We start from the raw sequence: 22511 nt of genomic DNA on the forward strand, positions 1-22511 counted from the left end.
GTCGGTCAGGCCTGTCGGTCAGACCTGTCGGTCAGGTCCTGGAGACCGTAGGCCGGGACGAGGTCCGGGCACCCGGCGGTGGCAGGCTCCTGTGCACGAACGACCGTGGAGGCCACCTGTGGTCACCCTCGCGCCCGCAGTGTGCTGTCCCGAGAGGCCGTGACGCACCTGTCACAGACGCACGGCGTGCCCCGCGTGGACCAGCCCGTCCACGTGCCGCTCGATCGCGTTGAACTCCGGCGACGACGCGTCGCGGTCCGCCGGCAGGTCCACGTCCACGATCTCGCGCACGTGACCGGGCACGCCGTGCGCCGTCCCGCCCGCCATGACCAGCACGCGGTCGCCGAGGTACACGGCCTCCTCGATGCTGTGCGTCACGAACAGCACCGTGATGCCGGCCGCACGCTGGATGCGCTGCAGCTCGTGCTGCATCTCCACGCGCGTGAGGGCGTCGAGGGCACCGAAGGGCTCGTCCATCAGCAGCACCGACGGCTTGTTGGCCAGCACGCGGGCGATCGCCACGCGCTGCTGCATGCCGCCGGAGAGCTGATGGGGGAACGAGCCCGCCACCCGGGTCAGGCCCACGGCCTCCAGCGCCTGCTCGGTGCGCTCCGCGACGAGCGGACGCTGCAGCCGCGCCTGCCGGGGACCGTAGGCGATGTTCTCGGCGACGGTGAGCCAGGGGAACAGGCCGTAGTCCTGGAACACGACGCCGCGGTCGGGACCGGGGCCGGCGACCGGCTCCGTCGCGACCGTCAGCGTGCCGGAGGTGACCTCCTCGAAGCCCGCCACCATGCGCAGCACCGTCGACTTGCCGCAGCCCGACGCCCCCACGATGCACAGCACCTCCCCCGCGGCGACCGTGACGTCCACGCCCTCCACGGCGGCGACGGCGGCGCCCGGGTACTGCTTGCCGAGGCCCTTCATGACGATGTCCGCCGGGAGGTTCTCCCGGATCCGACCGATCTTCACCATGCTCCTGCCTCCTTCGGTCCAGCCATCACTTGAGGATCGGACGCCGGCCGAACGCCACGCGGAAGACCAGCCCGAGCAGGCGGTCCGCGACGAAGCCGGCCAGGCCGATGACGATCATGCCGACGATGATCAGGTCGGTGCGGGACTGCTCCCGGGCCTGCGTGATCATGGCGCCGAGTCCCGTGTCGATGCCCACCGTCTCGCCGACCACGAGGATCACCCAGGCCAGACCCATGGCGATCCGCATGCCGCCGACGATGCTCGGCGTCGCCGCGGGGATGACCACCTTGTACAGCGCCTGCGCCGGCGGGGTGCCGAGCATCGCGGCCGCCTCCAGGAGCCGCCCGGACACCTGCCGCACGCCGCTGATGGTGTTCAGCAGGATCGGGAACACCGCGGCCAGGAACACCAGGAAGACCGTCGAGCGGTCGCCGAAGCCGATGATCAGCAGCGTGAGCGGCGCCCAGGCCGTGACCGGGACCGGCCGCACGAGGTTGACGGTCGGGTCGAGCATCCGGAACACCAGCCGGGACCGGCCCATGAGCACGCCCAGCGGCACCGCCACGGCCACCGCCAGCAGGAATCCCTGGAGCACCCGTGCGGCCGACGCCCCCAGGTGCGTCCACAGCGTGCCGCTGAACGAGTCGTCGTACACACCCCCGACGGCGAGGTCCACCAGCCGCAGGCCGACGTCCGCCGGAAGGGGCAGGAACGTCATCTGGATGCCGAACGGGAGCACCCACGCGCCCTGGACGCCCACGTGCCACAGGAGCAGGCTCAGGACCGGCACCGGCAGCGCGAGCAGCCAGGCGCTCCAGGCGGAGCGACCGCGCGTCCGGGCGCTCACGGGGTGTCCACGGCGTCGACGAACGTGGTGTCCGTCAGCGCCTCGGTGTCGGCGGGCTCCGCGACCTGGTCGAAGGCGACCATCTCGTCGTTCATCGCCCGGAGCGTCTGCTCGTAGTCGGCGTCGATCTCCCAGCGCGGCCACGTGTTCTCGATCGCCGTGGCGACCACGGCACGGTCCACCGCGAACTCCTCGACCATGCGGTCGGCCCACTCGTCCGGGTGGGTGGCCAGGTGCTCGGTGGCCTGGGCGTGGGTGTCGACCACGTCCTGCACGAGCTCGGGCTCGTCCTGTGCCAGAGAGGCCGTGGTGGCGAGCACGATGTTCGTGCGGCCGATCCCGGTCTCGTACGGGGACGTCAGCTCGTGCGCGTCCTCCTGCATGGCGATCGACGGCCCCACCTCGGCCGAGATGAACGCGTCGATCTGACCGGACGAGTAGGCACCGGCCATCTCGGCGAACGGCAGGTTGACGAGCTCGACGTCCTCCTCGGGGTCGATGCCCAGGGACGCGAGGGTCTCCTTGAGCAGGATCTCCTGGGTCGCGCCCATCGGGTAGCCCACCGTGGCACCCACCAGGTCCTCGGGGGTCGCGATGTCCGGCGAGGCGACGATGCGGGTGCCGCCGTCGGCGGACGACGCGACGACGGTCACGTCCTGCTGCTGCGAGACGCCGGTGATCACCGACGCGGCGCCGGTGACGCCGAAGTCGACCGACCCGGAGACGATCGCGTTCTTGATGTCCGAGGAGGTGTCGAACAGGACGATCTCGAACTCGACGCCCTCGGGGGCGAAGTCGTCGTAGAAGTAGGGCGTGAACAGGTGCGGCTGACCGCGCAGCGTCCCGATCGTCACGGTGCCGTCGTCGGCACCGTCGGCGGCGGCCCCGGTGCAGGCGGTGAGGCCGAGGGCGAGTGCGGCGGCGCCGACGGCGGCCAGGGCAGGCTTGAGCAGGGTCATCAGGGTCTCCTCGTTCGATGTGGGGTCAGGCAGGCGTGGCGGCAGCGGTCCGGTAGGCGCGCCACCCGCCCAGGTGGGTGATGTCGGGTTCGGTGCCTGTCGGCGCCCCGGTGAAGCCGACGACGGTCGACCCGTCGGACAGCTCGACGGGGCCGAGGGCCAGGGGCGCGGCGATCGAGGTCAGGAGACGCGCGAGCGACGCGGGCGAGAGCCGCCACAGCTCGCCCGGCACCGAGGCCTCGCCCCCGCGGACGACGGCGGGACGGTCGACGGCCCCCTCCACGAGCAGCATGCGGAACGCCGGGGCCGTGGCGACGTCGCGCAGGTACCGTCCGCCGAGCGCGTCGAGCTGGGCGTTCAGGGGCTCGCCCCGCAGGTGCGCCCCGAAGACCGCGACGTCGACCCCCGGGGCTCCGAGGAGGGGCGCCTCCTCCCCCTCGCCCAGGAACCGCGCCGCGAGGTCGGCGGCCACCTGGTCGTGGAACGCCGGGACGACGAACGTCACGCCGAACTGCCCCTCGCCGTCGACCTGGCCCGCGGGGACGGCCACGGCGGCCAGGTCCATGAGGTTCACGAAGTTCGTGAAGGTGCCCACCGTCGAGTTCACGCCGATCGGGTCGGCGGCGACCTGCGCGAACGTCGGGTGGATCGGCGCGGTGGGCACGAGCAGCGCGTCGGTGCCGTCCAGGAGCCTGCGGCCCTGCCGCGTGAGCCCGGCGAGACGCTGCTGGTCGGCGACCACCCGCGTGCCCTCGACGCCGCTCGCCGCCGTGGCGATGGCGGCGACCGACGGGTCGGCCTGCTCGGGGTGGCCCGCGAGGAACTCGCCGTAGGACCAGGCGCGCTCGGCGACGAGGCCGCCGTCGTACAGCAGACGTCCGGCCGCGAGGAACGGGGTGAGGTCGATGCGCCGCACCGTGGCACCGGTGCCCTCGAGCCGGCCGATGGCGGCGGCGAAGGCCGCGCGGACGGCCGGGGAGAGCGTGCCCAGGTCCTCGTCGCGCGGCACCGCCACGACCGGGTGCGCGGGCGCGCCCTGCGGCGCGTCCGCGGGCCAGGCCCGTGCGTCCGGCGCCCGGGTCGCCCCGGCGTCCTGAGGGTCTGGCACGTCGCCGGTGGTGGGTGCCTGGCAGACGGTCAGCACGCGGGCCGCGAGCGCCACGTCCGCGGCGAAGACCGACACCGTGTCGTAGGAGGGACAGGCCGGGACCACGCCGTCGGCGGGCAGGAGCCCGACCGTCGGCTTGAGCCCGACGACGCCGTTGAACGCGGCCGGCACCCGCCCCGACCCCGCGGTGTCCGTGCCGAGCGCGAAGTCGACCAGGCCCAGCCCGACCGCGGCACCCGAGCCGGAGCTGGAGCCGCCTGCCACCCGGTCCGGGTCGACCGCGCTCGCGACGGGACCGTAGGGGCTGCGGGTGCCGACCAGGCCGGTCGCGAACTGGTCCAGGTTGGTCTTGCCCACCAGCACCGCACCGGCGGCCCGCAGGCGCTCGACGACAGGGGCGCTCGTGGCCGGTACGAAGGCGAACTCCGGGTGTGCCGCCGTGGTCGGCAGGCCGGCCACGTCGATGTTGTCCTTGACCGCGAACACGAGACCCGCGAGCGGGAGGTCCACGCCGGCCGCCGTGCGCGCCGCGACGTCCCCGGCGTCCGCCAGGGCGTCCTCCTCGGCACGCAGGTGGATCCAGACGTGGCCGGGCTCGGCGGACCGGATCCGGGCGTAGGCGGCCCGGACCGCGTCCGGTGGGCTCGTTCGGGTCATGCGGGTCTCCTCCTGGTCGGGGGCGGGACGTGGTGAGGGGCGGGGCGGGCTCCCGGGCCGGGCGGGACGGCACGGCCGCGTGGTCAGGGGGCGAGCTGCATGAGGTGCATGGCCCGGGCCGCCCGCGCGCGGACGATCGACTGGGACTGGCCCACGTGCGTGCGCAGCGAGTCGCGCGCCTCGCGCAGGCGGCCGGACAGGACCAGCTCACCGATGGCGATGTGCTCGCTGATCGTCGCGTCGACCCGGTCCTGGGTGAGGTAGTCGTGCATGCGTACCGGCCGGATGCGGCGGTTGACCCGCTGCAGCGCCCCGACCAGCTCGGCGTTGCCCGCGGCGCCCAGGAGCACGGTGTGGAACTGCTCGTCGGCCGTGACGAAGCCGGCGTCGGGCTGGATCCCGGAGTCGGCGCGCTCCTGCCACACGGTCAGCTCGGCCTCGATGGCGCCTGCGTCGTGGCGGATCGTCGGGTCGTCGATGGCCCGGTCCAGCCCGCACGTCTCCAGGAGCACGCGCAGCTCGTAGAGGTCGGTGAACTCGGTGACGGTCGGGGTGTAGCGGAAGAGGCCGCCGTCCCGCTTGACCAGGAGCCCGTCGGCCTCCAGCCGCGCCAGCGCGTCGCGGACCGGGGTGCGGGAGACCCCGAACCGCTCGGCGACGTTCTCCTCGGTGTAGCGGGCGAACGGCGACACCGCCGTGGAGAGGAGCTCACCCCGGAGCGCCTCGTACACCCGCACGCGTGCCGTCGTGCGGCGGCCTCGCTGCGTCCCGGGCTCCTGCAGCACCGGATCCTGCGTTGTATCCATAGTTGGACATCGTTCTGGATCCCCTGTGACAGCCGTGTTGCGTGGACGCCTCCGCTGTTTCCACGGCGTCACCCCCGGTGAAATGTGCGTGTCGTCCGCATTGCTCGCCGGCCGGAGGCCCTGTGGACAACCAGCCGGGGGCAGGACGCGCCCGTGGGAGAATGGAGCACGTGCCAGAGACCACCACGCCCAGCCCTGCCGCCCGCGTCACGCTCGCGGACGTGAGCCCCGCCATCGCGCTCGGCCCCCTGGACGGCCGGTACCGCAAGGCCGTCGCACCGCTCGTGGACCACCTGAGCGAGGCCGCGCTGAACCGCGAGCGCATCCACGTCGAGGTGGAGTGGCTCATCACGCTGTGCAACGGCGCGGACGGCGTCGCCGCGCCGGTGGTGCCGGGGGCACCCACGCTCACGCCGCAGGAGATCGAGTACCTGCGCGCCATCCCCGCGACGTTCGGCGCGGCCGAGATCGCCGAGCTGGCCGAGATCGAGCGCGAGACCGTGCACGACGTCAAGGCGGTCGAGTACTTCATCAAGCGGCGCATCGCGGCCGCCCCCGAGGCGCTGGGCGAGACGAGCCTGCCCGCCGCGAGCGAGCTGGTGCACTTCGCCTGCACCAGCGAGGACATCAACAACCTGTCGTACGCGCTGATGGTGCGGGGCGCGGTGCGCGAGGTGTGGCTGCCGGCCGCGACCGCCGTCGTCGACCAGCTCGCGGGCATGGCGCGCGAGCACGCCGCGGCGCCGCTGCTGTCCCGCACGCACGGCCAGCCCGCGACGCCGTCCACCCTGGGCAAGGAGCTCGCCGTGCTGGCGCACCGGCTGCGTCGTCAGCTGCGCCGCGTGGACGGCGCGGAGTACCTGGGCAAGCTGAACGGCGCCACGGGCACCTACGGTGCGCACACGGTCGCCGTCCCGTCGGCCGACTGGCCCGCGGTCTCCAAGGCGTTCGTCGAGGGTCTCGGGCTGGACTGGAACCCGCTGACCACGCAGATCGAGTCGCACGACTGGCAGGCCGAGGTCTACGCCGACGTCGCCCGGTTCAACCGGATCCTGCACAACCTCGCGACCGACGTGTGGACCTACATCTCGCTCGGCTTCTTCACGCAGATCCCGGTCGCGGGCGCCACGGGCTCGTCCACGATGCCGCACAAGGTGAACCCGATCCGGTTCGAGAACGCCGAGGCCAACCTCGAGATCTCGTGCTCGCTGCTGGACACGCTCTCGGCCACGCTCGTGACCTCGCGCCTGCAGCGCGACCTGACCGACTCGACCACGCAGCGGAACATCGGCCCCGCGTTCGGGCACAGCCTGCTCGCCATCGACAACGTGGCACGCGGCCTGGACCGCCTGGCCGTCAACGAGACGCTGCTGCGCGAGGACCTCGACGCCAACTGGGAGGTGCTGGGTGAACCGGTCCAGTCGGCGATGCGTGCCGCATCGGTCGCAGGTGTGCCCGGCATGGAGAACCCGTACGAGCGCCTCAAGGACCTGACACGCGGGCAGCGGGTGGACGGCGCGCGCATGCGCGAGTTCGTGGCGGGCCTGGGCCTGCCCGACGACGTCGCCGCGCGCCTCGCCGCCCTGACCCCGGCCACGTACACCGGGCTGGCCGAGCAGCTCGTGAAGGACTACCTCGACTGATCGGGGCAGCCGCGGCGCACCGCACCCGGTGCGCCGCGGCGCCGGTCACTCCAGGAAGATGCCGTTCCCGGGGCCGACCGGCAGGTCGAGGAAGAAGAACACCGACAGCACCGCCGCCCACACCAGCCAGAACGCGATCGTGAAGGGCAGCAGCCGAGCCATCACGGTGCCCAGGCCCGCCTTCGGCTCCCAGCGCCGCAGGAACGTGAGCAGCACGATCATGTAGGGGTTCAGCGGCGTGATGATCTGGGTCGCCGAGTCGCCCACGCGGAACGCGGCCTGCACGAAGCCGGGCTCGTACCCGATGAGCGCGAACATCGGCACGAACACCGCCGCCATGATGGTCCACAGCGACGAGCCCGAGATGATGAACAGGTTCAGCAGCGACGCGAGCACGAGGAAGCCCAGGATCGCCCCGTAGCCGGTCAGCCCGGCCGACTCGAGCCCCTCGGCGCCCGCGACGGCGATCCACTGGCCCACGCCGGACCAGTTGAAGACCGCGATGAACTGGCCCAGCACGAACGCCAGCACCAGGAACCCCGCCATGTCGCGGATGGACTGCTCCAGCAGCCGCGGCACGTCCTTCATCGAGGTCACCGACCGCGTCACCACGCCGTAGACGATCCCGGGCACCAGGAACAGCACGAAGACGACGAACGTGATCGAGCTGAGCAGCGGCGACTCCGGGAGGAACCCGCCGTCGGCGTTGCGCCAGGGCGAGCCCGGCACCACGAAGGCGACCGTCAGGACGACCGCCACCAGCAGCAGGGAGCCGACGGCGAACGCCAGTCCGCGCCGCTCGGCCCGCGAGAGGGTGGCATCCCCGGCGTGCTCGTCGATGCCCGCCGGGCCGGCGCCGGGCACCACCGCGCCTGCCTGTCGCACCTGGTCGACCGGAACGTCCTGCCGGACCAGGCGCGGCTCCAGCACCTTGTCGATGAGGAACCCGGCGAGCACGGACAGCAGCACGGCCGAGACCACGTTGAAGTACCAGTTCGACAGCGGGTTCACGGGATCGCCCGGGTTGGGCAGGATCTCCGTCACCGCCGTGGTGATCCCGGAGAACAGTGCGTCGAGGCTGGTCACGGCGATGTTCGTGGAGTATCCGGCGCCCGCCGCGGCGAACCCGCCGAGCAGACCCGCCACCGGGTGCCGGCCGGCGGCCTGGAACACCAGCGCCGCCAGCGGCGGGATGACCACGAAGGCGCTGTCCGACATCACGCTGCCCATCACGCCGACGAACCCCACGGCATACGGCAGCGCCCAGCGCGGCGCGGAGCCGAAGACAGCGCGGATGCCCGCGGCGAGCAGACCCGTCTTCTCGGCCACGCCCACGGCGAGCCAGATCGTCAGCACCGTGACCAGCGGCGGGAACCCGATGTAGTTCACCCCGATGTTCTGGGTGAACCACGTGAGCCCCTCGGGCGTGAACAGCCCCTGGATCCGGGTGACCTCCTCGGCGCCCGGGATCTGCACCGTCACGTCGGCGAGCGCCATGAACGTCGACACGAGCGCGACGGCGAGGAACAGGATCAGGAAGAGGGTGAACGGCTCGGGCAGCCGGTTGCCGACGCGCTCGACGGCGCCCAGGAACCGGTCGGCGCGGGACGGGCGAACGGGTGGTGCTGCGGTGCTCATGCGGTCTCCCTCGGCCGGGCGGTGATCGAGCGACGTCGGGCCGTAATCTAAGGGGTGAATTTTCCGGTCGTGTTACGGCTTCCATACGATGGACCGCATGAACCGCCCTACCCCGCCCAGCACCGCCTATCTCGACCATCTGGTCGCCGAGACCGCAGTGCGGCGGGAGGCGCTGACCGGCCCGTCCACGGGTGAGGACGCCGCCGGGCCGACGGGGACGGCCGGGTCCGGGGCCGGCGCCCCGGTCGCGCTGGTCGCCGCCGCCGAGCGGGCCGCCGCCCGGTTGGCGCCGGAGCTCGCGGAGATCGTGCACCGCCTGCACGAGCACCCCGAGCCGGCGTTCGAGGAGCACCGCAGCGCGGCGACCCTGGTCGAGGTCCTCGCACGGCACGGCGTCGAGGCCGAGCTGGGCGCGTACGGGGTGGACACCGCGTTCCGCGCCGAGGCCGGCGATCCGGCCGGGCCGACGATCGCGATCTGCGCGGAGTACGACGCGCTGCCCGGCATCGGCCACGCGTGCGGCCACAACGTGATCGCCGCGTCCGGCGTCGGTGCCTTCCTCGCCGCGCGCGAGGCCATGGCGTCCGGCGGCGCACCCGCCGGGCGGATCGTCCTCCTGGGGACGCCCGCCGAGGAGGGGCACTCGGGCAAGGAGGTGCTGGCCCGCAACGGGGCGCTCGAGGGCGTCGACGCCGCGATCATGGTGCACCCCTACGGGCTCGACGTCGCGGACCAGGTGTGGCTCGGGCGCCGCCTGCTGACCTGGACGTTCACGGGCCGTCCCGCGCACGCGTCCGCCCAGCCGTACATGGGGCGCAACGCCCTGGACGCGGCGACCCTGGCGTACCAGGGCATCGGCCTGCTGCGCCAGCAGATGCCCCCGGTGGACCGCGTGCACGCCACGATCGCGGAGGGCGGCACGCGGCCGAGCATCATCACGGAACGCGCCGTCGTGCACCTGTACGCGCGCTCCAAGTACCCGGACACCCTGCGCGACCTGTCCCGGCGCCTCGACGACATCGCGCGGGGCGCGGCCCTCATGACCGGCACGGACGTCGAGATCACCTGGGACGACGGCGCCCACCCGAGCCTCCCCGTCCGGACCAACCGGGTGCTCACCGACCGCTGGGTCGCGGCGCAGCGTCGTCTGGGACGCGACCCGCTGCCGGCGGGGGTGCTGTCGGAGACGCTGGCGGCGTCCACCGACTTCGGCAACGTGTCGTTCCGGGTGCCGGGCATCCACCCGCTCGTGCAGGTCGCGGACCCGGACATCGCGCTGCACACCGCGGAGTTCGCCGCCGCGGCCGCGACCCCTGCGGCGGTGACGGCCGCCGTCGACAGTGCCGCCGGTCTCGCGGCGACCGCCCTGGACTACCTGTACGACGCCGGGCTGCGCGCCGCCGTCCACGAGGAGTTCGCCGAGGAGGGCGGACCGGTGGACGTGGAGCACTACTTCGACTGATCGCCTCCGGAGGGGGCCGCAGGCGGAGGACCGGGCGACCTACGGAGGGCAGGGCCGCCGGCGGCGGACCAGGGGCCCCGGAGGGCGGCGGGCGAGGCCTGGGGCGACGGGCGCGTCGACCATGCGGTTGCTGCCACGTCCGGGCACGCCCTGGCAGCAGCCGCATGGTCGCTGTCGTAACGACCCGCACATCCGGGCGAAATCTCCGCTCCCTAGCGTCGGTCTGGCGCGGTGCCGGGCCGCGCGCGATCTCGAAGGAGCGTGGTCCTGTGACTCATGGCGGACACCGAGACGGACGTACGGCCGCCGAGACCCTGGTCTCCGCCCTCGGCCGGCGACGGTTCCTGCAGGCGGCGCTCGGCGTCGGGGCCGGGTCCGCGCTGGCGGCGGGGCCCGCGGCGGCGGCCTCGGCCGCATCCGGGACGAGCCGGGGCGCTGGCGGGGCCGGACGGTACTCCGGCGTGCTGCAACCGGGCCGTGGCCGGATCCCCGGCGACGTCTACCTGGGTTCGGACGTCGACGACGTGCTGTGGGGCTACGTCCCCTCCGTGCACGCCCGGGGCGTAGCGCGGGTGCGGTCCGGCCAGACGATCACCATCGACTCCGTCTCGCACGAGGGCATCCTGGAGGACCAGGGCCGCGATCCCGTGGCGTACTTCGCGGAGCACGGCGTACGACGCCGCGACGTGCTCGACGACGCCGTGGCCATCGCCGCCGGGTACTCCCGGACGGTGCGCAACTTCGACGTCGACGGTCCGCACGTGGTGACCGGCCCCGTCTTCGTCGAGGGCGCCGAGCCCGGTGACGTGCTCAAGATCGAGACGCTCGCAGCCACCCCGCGGGTGCCCTACGGCGTGGTCTCGTCCCGGCACGGCAAGGGCGCGCTGGGCGTCACGGCAGCGGGCGCGCCCGCCGGGATCAGCCTCGACGAGGTGATGCCGCCCGTCGGCACCGACGGGCGGGGGTCCGGCATCCCCACCGAGTACGGCAACGTGTCCGTGTTCGCCGGGGTGCGCGGAGACCACGCCGTGATGGGCTCGGGCGCGGGCCGGGTGCGGTTCCCGCTGCGGGCCTTCTTCGGGATGATGGGCGTCGCGTTCGCGGGCTCGACGGACCTGACCGCCCCGGAGGCCAACTCGATCCCGCCGACGCTCGGCGGCGGCAACATCGACATCCGGCACCTGGGCGCCGGGTCCACGTTCTACCTGCCGGTCAGCGCCGAGGGTGCACTGTTCTACGTGGGTGACCCGCACATGGCCATGGGCGACGGCGAGGTGGCGCTCACCGCCATGGAGGGCTCGCTGCGCGGCACGTTCCGGCTCACGGTCTGCAAGCCCGGCTCGGGGGACGCTCCGTCGGTCGCCTACTCCTACCCGTTCGGGGAGACGGCGGACGCCTGGATCCCCATCGGCCTGTCCGACCCGGACGGCTCCGTGGGCGGTCAGCTCAGCGACCTGGACGTCGCCATGCGGCGCGCCGTGGTCAACGCGCTCGACTTCCTCCAGCACGACCACGGGCTGGACCGGGCGGTCGCGTACGCCTACCTGTCGGCGGCGGGCGACTTCGCCGTCTCGCAGGTCGTCGACCGGACCGTCGGGGTGCACGGGCTGATCCGGAAGGCCGACCTGGGCTGAGGCCGGTACCGCTGGCCGACGTGGGCGAGCCCGGCCCGTGCCGGACGCCGGCGCGGCCACCACCGGCCCGGGCCGTGCGCCGGCCCGAAAATCCAGCAGGCCCGAGCCGGCCCGGACCGTAGGGTCAGAGCATGACGACGCCAGAGATCGCACCTGTCGACACCTGGCTCGCCGTCACGCGGGAGGACGGCGAGACCGTGGGCTACCTCGAACCCGTGACGGACGACTACTCCGATGTGATCCCCCGCAACCGGCTCGGTCATGCCGTCGGCGGTGTGCAGGACTACCACGCGGGCGAGGAGCTCGTGCTCGGCCGTGGGCTGCACGAGCTCGCCGAGCACTGGCTGCTCGACGGCGAGGGCACCGAGCTCACGATCAGCGAGCTCTCGCCCCAGGGCATCGTGCTGCGCGACGCGTTCCTGTCCAAGGCGCTGGTCCCGCTGGAGCCGACCCACGTCCCGTGGCCCGACACCGCGGAGCGCCTGCGCCGTGCGGGCGACCGCTGAGCTCAGGCGCAGCCCTTGCCGAACGATGAAGCCCCGGCTGCCGTCCTCCTGATCAGGAGGACGGCAGCCGGGGCTTCGTCGTGCCGCAGGGGCGTCAGGCCGTGCGGAGGTCGCCGATCCGGGCCGTACGCCGGCTCGCGACCACGAGGGTGCTCACCACCAGGCCCGCGAGGGCCCACAGCACGACCGAGGTGATGGCCATCCCGAGGCTCCCGGTGCCGGGCTCGACGAGCCGGCCCAGTCCGACCGTGGCGGGCCCGACCGGCAGGAACGACGTGATCCCCTCGAGGACGGCCGGCACCGTCGACACCACACCGGTGGCGATGACGAGCACCGCGATCAGCAGGCTCACTCCTCGCCCGACGTGGCCGAGCGCGGCCGCCAGCGCCTGGTTGGCCGCGACGAAGGCGACCGAGACGAGCGCACCGAAGCCCATCGTCGCGGCCCAGCCGCCGACGTCGAGCCCCTCGATACCCGCCAGGACGGCGCCGGTCGCCAGGCCCGTGACCACACCGATCGCCGCGGGGACCGCAAACGTCTCCAGCGTGAGCCGCAGCGCGCCGCGCGTCGAGCCCCGGGCGTGCAGCGGCACCGGCGGGAACACGATCATCAGGGCGAGCGCACCGAGCCAGAGCGCCAGGACCGCGAACATCGGGCCGGTGGCCCCCGTGTCGAGGTCGGTGACCTCACCGTCGGTGGCGACCGGGTCGGCCACCACGGACGCGAGCGACTTCCGCTCTTGTTCCGTGTACGCCGGGATCTCCTCGGTGGCCTGGTCCAGGCCGCTCGACAGGTCCTGGGCACCGCCGGCCAGCTCACCGACGCCGTCCGCGAGCCCGCCGACGCCGGTGGCGAGCTGGGAGGTGCCGGTGCCCAGCTCGGTGACGCCGGACGCCAGGCCGTCCACGCCGGTGGCGAGCTGGCTGGTGCCGGCCGCGAGCTGACCCGCGCCGGAGGCGAGCTGGTTTGCACCGGTGGCGATGCCGCCGGCAGCGCCCGAGAGCTCACGTGCGCCGCCCGAGAGCTGGGAGACACCGACCGCGGCCTGGTCCGCGCCGGTCTGGAGCTCGCCGAGGCCGTCGGCGAGCTGGTGGGTGCCGCCGGCGAGCTGGGTGACGCCACCAGAGACCTGGGTGGCGTAGCCGGAGAGCTCCTGAGCCCCTTGGGAGAGACCGGAGATTCCAGCGGTCAGCTCGTACAGGCCGGTCGGCTCCTTGCCTGGGGTGCCAGCGAGGCCTGTGGCGCCGGCCGCAACCTGCTCGGCGCCGGCCTGCAACGCCTCCAGCTCGGCGATCTGCTCGGGGCCGCACATGTCGGGGGGCGCCACGATGCCGAGCTCATCGCAGGTCGCTTTCAGCTCCGTCACCAGTTTGGTCACACCGCCGGACACGCCCGTAGCTCCGTCCGCGAGCTTGGTAGCAGCTGCGGCCGGTCCCGGCACACCGCCAGTTCCCTGCAGCTTGGCGGACGTCTCGGCAAGTCCGCCCGCGAGGTTCTGCGCGCCTGAGGCAACGCCTTCCGCACCGGTCGCAAGGTCGTCCGCCCCAGACGCCAGATCTCGCGCCCCCGCAGCCGACTGCCCCGCGCCAGCCGCGAGCTGGTTCACACCCGATGCCGCCTGGTCGGCACCCGCTGCCCACTGGTCGGCGCCCGCCGCCCACTGGCCCGCCCCGCCGGACAGGCTGGACACGCCGGCCTGCACCCCGGACACGCCGTCGGCGGTCTGGTGGGCTCCGGCCGCCAGCTCCTGCGCTCCCGCGCCGGCCTCGGTCGCACCGTTCGCGAGCTCGCCCGCGCCGTCCGCGAGCTGCTGTGCGCCCTCGCCCGCCTCGTTGGCACCGTCGGCGAGCTGCCCGGCGCCGTCAGCGGCCTTGCCCAGCTCCTCCGACAGCGTGGAGAAGCCGACGAGCACGTTGTCCACGTAGGTCTCGGTGAGCGTGCTGCCGAGCACGCTGGTCGCGGTCTGTGCCACGACCTGCGCGAGAGCGTCGTCGAGCACGCGGCCGTTGGTCGGCGTCGCGACGTCGATGGTGGCCTGGCGTGCCTCGGCCGGGTCGTCGCCGCTGAAGGACGTCGCCGCGGCCGAGAAGTCCTCCGGGATCGTCACGACGGCCGCGTAGGTGCCGTCGGCCAGGCCGTCGGCCGCGGCCGACTCGTCGGTGATCTCCCAGTCGTAGCTCGCGTCGGAGGCGGGGACCGCCGCAGCCTGACCGGCCTCGGCGTCGGCGGTCTCGCCGCCGCTCACGAGGCCCGCGGCGAGCTGGCGCCCGAGCGGGACGGTCTGGCCCTGGACCTCGACCGGCTCGTCGAGGTTCACGATCGCCGCCTTGACGGTGTCGAGGCGCTCCTGCGGGTTCCACAGGGCCGAGATGAGCAGCCCGAGGATCATCAGCGGGAGAAGAGCCACGGCCACGGCACGCCACGGGTTGCGGAAGGGCTCGGGCCGCAGCCATCTTGTCGCGGTGCTCATGCCCGCACCTCCTGCTCGGTCACGTCGGACTGCTGGTCACGTTCTGTTCTGGGTGAGCCGGCACGCGGCCCTGGGCTGACATCGAGCATCGGCGTGCCGGCCGGCGCCAGGTCGGTCGCCGCCACGCCGGTCGAGCCGAGCAGCACCGCGACGCCGTCGCGCTGCGCCCCGGCCAGGGCCTGCGCCAGCTCGGCGCGCGCCGCCAGGTCGCCGACCGTCTCCGTGGCGTCGACCACGAGCACCGCCGGCTTGTCCCGCAGCGCACCACGGACCGCCTCGGCGGGGTGCCCGCCCTCGGCGGCGGAGTCCACCACCGCCACCCGGTGCCGCACCGAGGACGCTCGTTCCGGCAGCACGAGACCGGTCGTCTTGGCCACGCCGCCCGTCATGGCGAGCCGGCCCGACACGGCCAGCAGGAAGGCGCTGACCGGTGCCGTGGCGTCGCCGCGGACGAGCAGCGCGCCGCCGTCGGGCACGCGCACGCTCACGGGGCCCACCACCACGCCGGACCGGCCACGCACCTCCAGGTCCTGGGCGGCCACGGCGTCGGTGGCACCCGGCTCGGGCCAGTCCGCGAGCGACAGCTCGCGCGCCAGCCCCTCACCCTCGACGTCGAACGACGGCAGCACCCGGTCGAGCCACTTCGGCATGTACCAGGCCTTCTCGCCCAGCAGTGCGAGCACCGCGGGTACGAAGACCATGCGCACCACGAAGGCGTCCACGGCCACGCCCACGGCGAGGCCGAGGGCGATGGGCTTGAGGTTCATGTCGCCGTGCGGCACGAACGCGACGAAGACCGCGATCATGATGATCGCCGCCGCGGTGACCACCTTGGCGGAACCCTGGAACCCCGTGGTGATCGCGTGCCTGGCGCTGCCCCCGTGGACGTAGTCCTCCCGCATGCGGGACACGAGGAAGACCTCGTAGTCCATCGCGAGTCCGAACAGGATGCCCATGAGGACGATCGGCATGAAGCTGATGACGGGCCCGGTGCGGGTCACGTTGAGCGCCTCGGCGAACACGCCGTGCTCGAACACGAGCGAGACGACACCGAACGCCGCGCCCACCGAGAACAGGTAGCCGATCGTCGCCTTGATCGGCACCGCGATGGACCGGAACACCATGGTGAGCAGGATCAGCGACAGACCCACCACCACGAACGCGAACGGCAGCAGGGCGTCACCGAGCTTGTCGGAGACGTCGATGCCGACCGCCGTGAAACCGGTGACGGCCAGGTCCACGCCGTACTCGTCGAGGAAGTGGTCGTGCAGCCCGCGGATCTCGCGGACCAGGTCCTCCGTCTCGGCGGAGGTGGGGCCGCCCTCCGGCACGACCTGGATGATCCCGGTGTCGGCCGTCGGGTTGGGGGTCGCCAGCGGCACGTCGGCCACGCCGGGCAGGTCGGCGATCTCGTCGCCGATCTGGTTCATCAGCTCGACCGGGTCGGTGCTGGTCACGATGGAGCCGGTCACGATGAGCGGGCCGTTGAAGCCGTCGCCGAAGTGCTCCGACACGAGGTCGTAGGTGATGCGGGCCGGGTCGTCCTCCTCCATGACGCCCGCGTCCGGCAGGGCGAGCCGCAGGTCCAGCGCGGGGTAGCTGAGCGCACCCATCGCCGCGACGACCAGGAGGACCGTCAGTGCCGGGATCTTCGTCACGGCCCGGACCCAGCCGGTGAAGAAGCGGTTCGGCCGCGGCTCCTCCGGCTCGGGTGCAGCCGGTGTGCGACGGCGTCGGGTCACCTCGGGGTCGGCGTCCGCCTCCTCGGCCGCGACGGCCTGGGCGGCCGCGCGCGCCGCGGCGCGCCGGGCCGTCCGCGACGGCCTGGGGCGCAGCCGCTCGCCCGCGAACCCGAGGAGCGCGGGGAGCAGGGTCAGCGACACCAGGACGGTGACGCCCACCGTCACGGCTGCCGCGACGCCCATGATGGTGAGGAACGGGATGCCGGCCACGCCCAGGCCCACCAGGGCGATCATCACGGTGAGGCCGGCGAACACGACGGCAGACCCCGCGGTGGCCGTGGCCCGCGCGATCGACTCCGGCACGGACAGCCCGGTGCCGAGCTGCTCGCGGTGCCGCGACACGATGAACAGGGCGTAGTCGATGCCGACCGCCAGGCCCAGCATCACCGCCAGCATCGGCGTGGTGGAGTTGATGGGGCCGAGCGCGGTGGCCGCGAACAGCAGCCCCATCGACGCACCGACGCCGAGCAGCGCGTTCAGCAGCGGCAGCCCTGCGGCCACGAGCGAGCCGAGGGTCAGGACCAGCACCACGAGCGCGACGAGCAGGCCGATGCCCTCGGTCAGCGTCATCTCGGGGAACTTCGAGGAGAAGAGCTGACCGCCCACGTGCGCCTCGGCGCCGTCGGGCAGGGCCTGCGCGAGCGCGTCCGCCTCGACGCCGAGCGCGTCCTTGGTCTCGTCCGTGATGGAGCCCTGGTCACCGTCGAGCTGGATCGTCAGCAGCGTGGCACGCTCGTCGTCGGACACCGACGCCGGCATCTGCTCGTCGTACGGGGAGGTGACGACCTCGACCTGCGAGACGTCGCCGATCTTCTCGACACCGTCCTCGATGGCCGAGCGCATCGGCTCGTCGTTGATGGTCCCGCCCTCGGGCGCGACCACGATCACCTGCGCCGAGGCGCCGCTGACCTGGGGAAACGTTGCCGCCAGGCGGTCGAGCGCCTCCTGGGACTCGGTGCCCGGGATGGACACCTGGTTGTCAAGACCTTGCTGCAGCAGGCCGGCCGCACCGCCCACGAGGACGAGTGCCACGACCCAGACGGCTACGACGAGCCGGCGGGCGCGGACGGCCCAGCGGCCGAGCGAGTAGAGGACGGAGGACACGCACACTCCTGGACGAGGCGGGGACCGATGACGGGACGTTCGATGCACCACTGTATCCGATGCACGAGTGCATCGGATACACGAGTGTATTGATAGACTGGTGACCTTCCGCCCGAAGCAGTCCCCCGAGGAGAACTCCGTGACCACTGAACCCGCCACCGACGCCGGGTCCGGGTCGTCCGCCGAGCGCGCTTTCGCCGCTGCCCTCTCCCCCCGGCGTGAGCGCACCCGCGAGCGCCTGCTCGACGCGGCCTTCACGGTCTTCGCCCAGCACGGCATCCACGGCGCCTCGATCGAGGCGGTGTGCGAGGCCGCGGGCTTCACCCGTGGCGCCTTCTACTCGAACTTCAGCAGCAAGGAGGAGCTGTTCCTGGCGCTGGCCGAGCGGGCGCAGCGCCGTCAGCTCGCCGCGCTGGAGACCGTCGTCGAGGATCTGCAGCCCGACGTCGTGCGCGACGGCTCCGTGGACCACACGGCCGTCCGCGCGATCCTCTCGGTGGTGGTCACCGACCCCGGGCAGGCCCGGACCTGGGCGCTGATGCGCGCCGAGCTCGAGCTGCTCGCGATGCGCGACCCGACGGTCGGGGCGCCCTTCCTGGCCCAGGAGCAGGCGCTCCGCCGGGAGTGCGGGGCTGCGATCGAGCGGATCCTCGCGAACCTCGGCCTCCGGTTCACGATCGACCAGGACACGGCCGTCGACCTGCTGCTCGGCACCTACGAGTCGTCCATGCGCGCCTCGATGATCGCGAACCCCGAGGTGCAGGACGGCGACGTCGCCGCCCGGTCCGAGGTCCTGACCCAGCTCGCCAACCTGCTGGTCACCAGTACGAGCTGACCTCGGGGTCACCCGTGCCCGGGCCTGGCGCCCGTTCCGGCCCGCGTCCTCGGTCGTCTGCACCGAGATCGGCCCGCGGAACGACCGATCTCGGTGCAGATGACCGAACCGCACGCCCGGCGCCGGGCTGCGGACCGCAGCGTCAGGCGAGCGCCTCCCCGACCAGCGCCTTCGCGGCGTCCTGCACCTCGGCGAGGTGGTCCGCGGAGACGAACGACTCCGCATAGATCTTGTAGACGTCCTCGGTGCCGCTCGGCCGCGCGGCGAACCACGCGTCGGCCGTCGTCACCTTGAGGCCACCGATCTTCGCGCCGTTGCCGGGGGCCTCGGTGAGCGTGGCCGTGATGTCCTGACCGGCCAGCGTCGTGGACGTGACGTCGGACGGCGACAGCGCGGCGAGCCGTGCCTTCTGCTCGCGCGTCGCGGCGGCGTCGACGCGGGCGTACCAGCTCTGCCCGTGCCGTTCCACCTGCGCCGCGTGGTGCTCGGACGGGGACCGGCCCGTGGTCGCCAGGATCTCCGAGGCGAGCAGCGCGAGCAGGATCCCGTCCTTGTCGGTCGACCAGACGCGCCCGTCCTTGCGCAGGAACGAGGCGCCCGCCGACTCCTCGCCGCCGAACCCGACCTCGCCCGAGAGCAGGCCGGGCACGAACCACTTGAACCCGACCGGTACCTCGACCAGGCGCCGGTCGAGCCCCGCGGCGACGCGGTCGATGAGCGCCGACGACACCAGTGTCTTGCCGATGGCCGCGCCGGTGGGCCAGCTCGGGCGCGCCCCGCCGAACAGGTACTCGATGGCCACGGCGAGGAAGTGGTTGGGGTTCATCAGGCCGTCGGCCGTGACGATCCCGTGCCGGTCCGAGTCGGCGTCGTTCCCGGTGGCGATGTCGAACGGTGCGCCGCCGTCGGGCCCGGTCATCTTCTCCACCAGGGAGGCCATGGCGTACGGCGAGCTGCAGTCCATGCGGATCTTGCCGTCCCAGTCGAGGGTCATGAAGGACCAGCGCGGGTCGACCTGCGGGTTGACGACGGTCAGGTCGAGGTCGTACCGCTCGGCGATCTCGCCCCAGTACTCGACGGACGCCCCGCCCAGGGGGTCGGCGCCGATCCGCACGCCGGACGCCCGGATCGCGTCGAGGTCGAGCACGCCCGCGAGGTCGTCCACGTAGCTCGACAGGTAGTCGTGGCGGTGCGTCCGGTCCGCGGCGAGCGCGGCCTCCAGCGAGACCCGCTTCACCTGCCCCACCCCGGTCCGGAGGATCTCGTTCGCCCGGTCGGCGATCCACCCGGTCGCGTCGGAGCCGGCGGGGCCGCCGTGCGGCGGGTTGTACTTGAAGCCGCCGTCACGAGGCGGGTTGTGCGACGGCGTCACGACGATCCCGTCCGCCAGGCCGGCCCCCGGGGCCGCCAGGCCCGGCGTCCCCTCCGCGAACCGCGTCTGGTTGTGCAGCAGGATCGACTGGCTGACGGCGGGCGTCGGCGTCCACGAGTCGCGCGCGTCGATCATGACGTCGACGTCGGCGGCCGCCAGCACCTCCAGGGCCGTCTGCCAGGCCGGCCGGGACAGCGCGTGCGTGTCCCGCCCGATGAACAGGGGGCCGTCGGTGCCCTGGCCGCGCCGGTACTCCACGATCGCCGCGGTGATCGCGACGATGTGCGCCTCGTTGAAGGCATGGTCCAGGCTCGAACCGCGGTGACCGGACGTGCCGAAGACGACCTGCTGGCCGGGGTCGTCCGGGTCCGGGGAGAGGTCGTAGTAGGCACCGACCACCTGGTCGACGTCGATCAGGTCGCTGGGCTGGGCGGGGGTTCCGGCACGCGCATCCATGCAGCCGATACTGCCAGGTACCGGGCGCGTGCGTCGCCGTCGGACGGGTCGCGTCGTCGTCGTAGGCTGACGGCATGTTCCCGCCCATGCAGCCCGAGGTCCCCGCGGTCCACCCCGGCGAGCTCGACCCCGCCGCCCCCGTCCCCGACGGGACGACGCTCCTCGACGTCCGTGAACAGGACGAGTGGGACGCCGGCCATGCCCCCGGCGCGGTGCACATCCCGCTCGGCGACCTGCCCGCCCGGTTCGGCGAGCTCGACGCGGACGCCCCGATCCTGGTCATGTGCCACTCGGGCGGCCGTTCGGCACGGGCCACCCAGTGGCTCAACGAGGCGGCCGGGCTCGAGGCGACCAACCTCGACGGCGGCATCGTCGCCTGGGCGGGTGCCGGACTGCCCGTCGAACGCTGACCGCCACCTGACGGCGGCGGCTACCTGACGACGCGCGGCCGGCTGGGCCCGCTCTCGTTCCAGACCCGGTCCAGCGCGGTGACCACATAGGTGTACGGCGTGCCGGCCATGGCGGTGGTGTCGAGCCACGACTGGATGCGCCCGCTCCCGGACCGGAACGTGCCGACCAGGTTCGCCGGGTCGTCGATGTCGACGGCGCCGGCGACCCCCGTCACGCGGTACACCGCGAACGAGGTGGCCCGGGCGGTCCTGGCACCGAGGTCGGCGACATGGACGCGGACGCCGCCGTCGACCCGGCGGGCGTTCGCGAGGACCGGGCTGACCACGGGGTCGGCGGGCAGGTGCGGCATCGGCGGGATCAGCGCCGGGTGCTGGTAGTGGTCGGCCACCACGCGTGACATCCCGCCCTGCGGGTCGGCGGGGACGTGCACGGCCGAGTAGTAGACGTTCCCGTGCACCGGGCCGACGTCTCGGCTGACCTCGCGGCACAGGTCGAGGTGGTTGGTCAGCTCCTCGGGGTCGGTGAACACCCCGCTCGTCATCTTGTACAGGCCCTCCCCCACGTACAGCTGGGTGCCCGACGCGGCCGCGACCTCGGCCCACCACGGGACGAGGGCCGCGTAGTCCGCGACGGCCAGGCCGATCTGCCAGTAGATCTGCGGGTTGACGTAGTCGAGCCAGCCCTCCAGGACCCACTTGCGGGTGTCGGCGTACTGGTCGTCGTACGACTGCGAGCCGGCCGTGTCCGAGCCGAGCGGGTCCGTCGAGGCGTTGCGCCAGATGCCGAACGGGCTGATCCCGAACTTCACCCAGGGCTTGACCGTCTTGATCCGCACGCTCATCGTCTCGACGAAGCGGTCGACGTTCCCGCGCCGCCAGTCCTCGATGGTGTCGAAGCCCGCGCCGTGCTCCTCGTACGTGGCCGTGTCGGGCAGCTCCTGCCCGACCACGGGGTACGGGTAGAAGTAGTCGTCGAAGTGCACGCCGTCGATGTCGTAGTTCTCGACCGCGTGCAGGATCGCCCGCTGGATGTGCTCCTGCGCCTCGGGCACGCCCGGGTCGAAGTAGAGCCGGCCGCCGTAGGCCCACACCCAGTCCGGGTGCTGCCGCGCAGGGTGCGCGGCGACGAGCTGGGCGAGGTCGGCCTGCATCGAGACGCGGTAGGGGTTGAACCACGCGTGCAGCTCGATGTTGCGCTTGTGCGCCTCCTCGACCATGAACGCGAGCGGGTCGTAGCCCGGGTCCTGCCCCTGGGTACCGGTCAGGTACTGCGACCACGGCTCGTGCGGGCTGTCCCAGAGAGCGTCGGCCGTCGGGCGCACCTGGACGAACACCGCGTTCAGCCGGTTCTCCTGCGCCACGTCCAGGTAGCGCAGGAACTCGGCCTGCTGCGTGGCGGGGTCGAGGCCGCTCGCGGACGGCCAGTCGATGTTCGCGACCGACGCGATCCACATGGCACGCAGCTCGCGCTTCAGGTTCAGGGCCGACGGCGGCTCGGGCGTCGCGTTGCCCGTCATCGCGGTGGCGCCGAGCGCAGCGGCGGGGTCGAGCGCGGCGATGGTGACGCTGATCGCGGCGGCCGCGGTGCCCGCCGCGGCCATGGTGAGGAACTCGCGGCGGCCCAGGCCGGCCATCGCGCCTCGCGGGGCGCCGCCCGGTGGAAGCGACCTCGTGCGCGCGTAGGCGGGCATGGGTGTCGCCTGATGGCGGGCAGGGTGCCTCACGTGCTCTCGACCTCCGGTGCTGTCTGCTGGGGGCTGTGCCGTGCTGCTCTGTTGTTGTGTCTGTTGTTGTGTCTGTTGTTGTGGACCCATTGCTGACCCGCACGGTCCGGGGACCGTGCGGGCGTGCCAGACAGGGCAGAGCCCCTACGACGTTGGCCGGCGT

The 22511-nt window shown here is 73.0% G+C and carries 16 protein-coding genes; 6 read left to right on the top strand and 10 right to left on the bottom strand.

Annotation, left to right across the window (positions count from 1 at the left end; genetic code table 11):
* Positions 1-171: 171 nt before the first annotated feature.
* The 5 genes from ACIBBF_RS07050 to ACIBBF_RS07070 form a co-directional block, all read right to left on the bottom strand.
* Positions 172-975: an ABC transporter ATP-binding protein gene (locus tag ACIBBF_RS07050; protein WP_397411911.1), complete on the bottom strand. Its 804-nt coding sequence runs from the start codon at positions 973-975 to the stop codon at positions 172-174.
* Positions 976-1000: 25 nt separating this feature from the next.
* On the bottom strand, positions 1001-1822 hold the full coding sequence (locus tag ACIBBF_RS07055; protein WP_397411913.1) for an ABC transporter permease: 822 nt from the start codon (positions 1820-1822) through the stop codon (positions 1001-1003).
* Positions 1819-2781, bottom strand: a complete 963-nt coding sequence (locus ACIBBF_RS07060) for an ABC transporter substrate-binding protein (protein WP_397411915.1) — start codon at positions 2779-2781, stop codon at positions 1819-1821. The genes ACIBBF_RS07055 and ACIBBF_RS07060 overlap by 4 nt, the downstream gene beginning before the upstream one ends.
* 25 nt (positions 2782-2806) lie before the next feature.
* The gene (atzF, locus tag ACIBBF_RS07065; protein WP_397411917.1) at positions 2807-4546 is read right to left on the bottom strand and encodes an allophanate hydrolase; all 1740 of its coding nucleotides are present in this window, start codon (positions 4544-4546) and stop codon (positions 2807-2809) included.
* An 83-nt stretch (positions 4547-4629) separates the two neighbouring features.
* Positions 4630-5352 (bottom strand): GntR family transcriptional regulator, encoded by a 723-nt coding sequence (locus ACIBBF_RS07070; RefSeq protein ID WP_397411919.1) that lies wholly within the window; start codon positions 5350-5352, stop codon positions 4630-4632.
* Between the two features lie 161 nt (positions 5353-5513).
* On the opposite strand from ACIBBF_RS07070, the gene purB reads away from it, so the two are divergent.
* Positions 5514-6995, top strand: coding sequence for an adenylosuccinate lyase (gene purB, locus ACIBBF_RS07075; RefSeq protein WP_397411921.1), 1482 nt, complete (start codon positions 5514-5516; stop codon positions 6993-6995).
* Positions 6996-7040: 45 nt separating this feature from the next.
* Here purB and ACIBBF_RS07080 read toward each other — a convergent pair whose 3' ends face one another.
* Positions 7041-8633: an AbgT family transporter gene (locus tag ACIBBF_RS07080; RefSeq protein ID WP_397411923.1), complete on the bottom strand. Its 1593-nt coding sequence runs from the start codon at positions 8631-8633 to the stop codon at positions 7041-7043.
* Between the two features lie 88 nt (positions 8634-8721).
* Between ACIBBF_RS07080 and ACIBBF_RS07085 the strand changes: the two genes are divergently transcribed.
* The 3 genes from ACIBBF_RS07085 to ACIBBF_RS07095 all read left to right on the top strand — a co-directional run bounded on the left by ACIBBF_RS07085 (position 8722) and on the right by ACIBBF_RS07095 (position 12235).
* The gene (locus tag ACIBBF_RS07085) at positions 8722-10095 is read left to right on the top strand and encodes a M20 family metallopeptidase (protein WP_397411925.1); all 1374 of its coding nucleotides are present in this window, start codon (positions 8722-8724) and stop codon (positions 10093-10095) included.
* A gap of 269 nt (positions 10096-10364) precedes the next feature.
* Positions 10365-11729, top strand: coding sequence for an acetamidase/formamidase family protein (locus ACIBBF_RS07090; RefSeq protein ID WP_397411927.1), 1365 nt, complete (start codon positions 10365-10367; stop codon positions 11727-11729).
* Between the two features lie 131 nt (positions 11730-11860).
* The gene (locus tag ACIBBF_RS07095) at positions 11861-12235 is read left to right on the top strand and encodes a hypothetical protein (RefSeq protein WP_397411929.1); all 375 of its coding nucleotides are present in this window, start codon (positions 11861-11863) and stop codon (positions 12233-12235) included.
* Positions 12236-12329: 94 nt separating this feature from the next.
* Here ACIBBF_RS07095 and ACIBBF_RS07100 read toward each other — a convergent pair whose 3' ends face one another.
* Positions 12330-14705 carry a YhgE/Pip family protein gene (locus tag ACIBBF_RS07100; RefSeq protein WP_397411931.1) on the bottom strand — a complete coding sequence of 792 codons (2376 nt, stop codon included), beginning with the start codon at positions 14703-14705 and terminating at the stop codon, positions 12330-12332.
* The gene (locus ACIBBF_RS07105; protein WP_397411933.1) at positions 14702-17551 is read right to left on the bottom strand and encodes an MMPL family transporter; all 2850 of its coding nucleotides are present in this window, start codon (positions 17549-17551) and stop codon (positions 14702-14704) included. Before ACIBBF_RS07105 ends, ACIBBF_RS07100 begins: the two co-directional genes overlap by 4 nt.
* Before the next feature lie 139 nt (positions 17552-17690).
* On the opposite strand from ACIBBF_RS07105, the gene ACIBBF_RS07110 reads away from it, so the two are divergent.
* The gene (locus ACIBBF_RS07110; RefSeq protein WP_397411935.1) at positions 17691-18386 is read left to right on the top strand and encodes a TetR/AcrR family transcriptional regulator; all 696 of its coding nucleotides are present in this window, start codon (positions 17691-17693) and stop codon (positions 18384-18386) included.
* 142 nt (positions 18387-18528) lie between these two features.
* Here ACIBBF_RS07110 and pgm read toward each other — a convergent pair whose 3' ends face one another.
* Entirely contained in the window at positions 18529-20214 is a 1686-nt protein-coding gene (gene pgm, locus ACIBBF_RS07115; protein WP_397411937.1) for a phosphoglucomutase (alpha-D-glucose-1,6-bisphosphate-dependent), read from the bottom strand.
* A 74-nt stretch (positions 20215-20288) separates the two neighbouring features.
* Between pgm and ACIBBF_RS07120 the strand changes: the two genes are divergently transcribed.
* Positions 20289-20624, top strand: coding sequence for a rhodanese-like domain-containing protein (locus tag ACIBBF_RS07120; protein ID WP_397411939.1), 336 nt, complete (start codon positions 20289-20291; stop codon positions 20622-20624).
* Positions 20625-20644: 20 nt separating this feature from the next.
* On the opposite strand, the gene ACIBBF_RS07125 is transcribed toward ACIBBF_RS07120, so the two are convergent.
* Entirely contained in the window at positions 20645-22315 is a 1671-nt protein-coding gene (locus tag ACIBBF_RS07125) for a family 10 glycosylhydrolase (RefSeq protein ID WP_397411941.1), read from the bottom strand.
* Positions 22316-22511: the final 196 nt, after the last annotated feature.

The organism is Promicromonospora sp. NPDC050880 (genome assembly GCF_044456525.1).
In the GTDB taxonomy this organism is placed as follows: domain Bacteria; phylum Actinomycetota; class Actinomycetes; order Actinomycetales; family Cellulomonadaceae; genus Promicromonospora.

What these genes read in the sequence shown, in the direction of transcription:
- ACIBBF_RS07095 (WP_397411929.1), top strand. Translation starts at nt 11,861, where the DNA reads ATGACGACGCCAGAGATCGCACCTGTCGACACCTGGCTCGCCGTCACG.
- ACIBBF_RS07125 (WP_397411941.1), bottom strand. Translation starts at nt 22,315, where the DNA reads ATGCCCGCCTACGCGCGCACGAGGTCGCTTCCACCGGGCGGCGCCCCG.
- ACIBBF_RS07100 (WP_397411931.1), bottom strand. Translation starts at nt 14,705, where the DNA reads ATGAGCACCGCGACAAGATGGCTGCGGCCCGAGCCCTTCCGCAACCCG.
- ACIBBF_RS07060 (WP_397411915.1), bottom strand. Translation starts at nt 2,781, where the DNA reads ATGACCCTGCTCAAGCCTGCCCTGGCCGCCGTCGGCGCCGCCGCACTC.
- atzF (WP_397411917.1), bottom strand. Translation starts at nt 4,546, where the DNA reads ATGACCCGAACGAGCCCACCGGACGCGGTCCGGGCCGCCTACGCCCGG.
- ACIBBF_RS07080 (WP_397411923.1), bottom strand. Translation starts at nt 8,633, where the DNA reads ATGAGCACCGCAGCACCACCCGTTCGCCCGTCCCGCGCCGACCGGTTC.
- ACIBBF_RS07085 (WP_397411925.1), top strand. Translation starts at nt 8,722, where the DNA reads ATGGACCGCATGAACCGCCCTACCCCGCCCAGCACCGCCTATCTCGAC.
- ACIBBF_RS07070 (WP_397411919.1), bottom strand. Translation starts at nt 5,352, where the DNA reads ATGGATACAACGCAGGATCCGGTGCTGCAGGAGCCCGGGACGCAGCGA.
- ACIBBF_RS07050 (WP_397411911.1), bottom strand. Translation starts at nt 975, where the DNA reads ATGGTGAAGATCGGTCGGATCCGGGAGAACCTCCCGGCGGACATCGTC.
- ACIBBF_RS07120 (WP_397411939.1), top strand. Translation starts at nt 20,289, where the DNA reads ATGTTCCCGCCCATGCAGCCCGAGGTCCCCGCGGTCCACCCCGGCGAG.
- purB (WP_397411921.1), top strand. Translation starts at nt 5,514, where the DNA reads ATGGAGCACGTGCCAGAGACCACCACGCCCAGCCCTGCCGCCCGCGTC.
- pgm (WP_397411937.1), bottom strand. Translation starts at nt 20,214, where the DNA reads ATGGATGCGCGTGCCGGAACCCCCGCCCAGCCCAGCGACCTGATCGAC.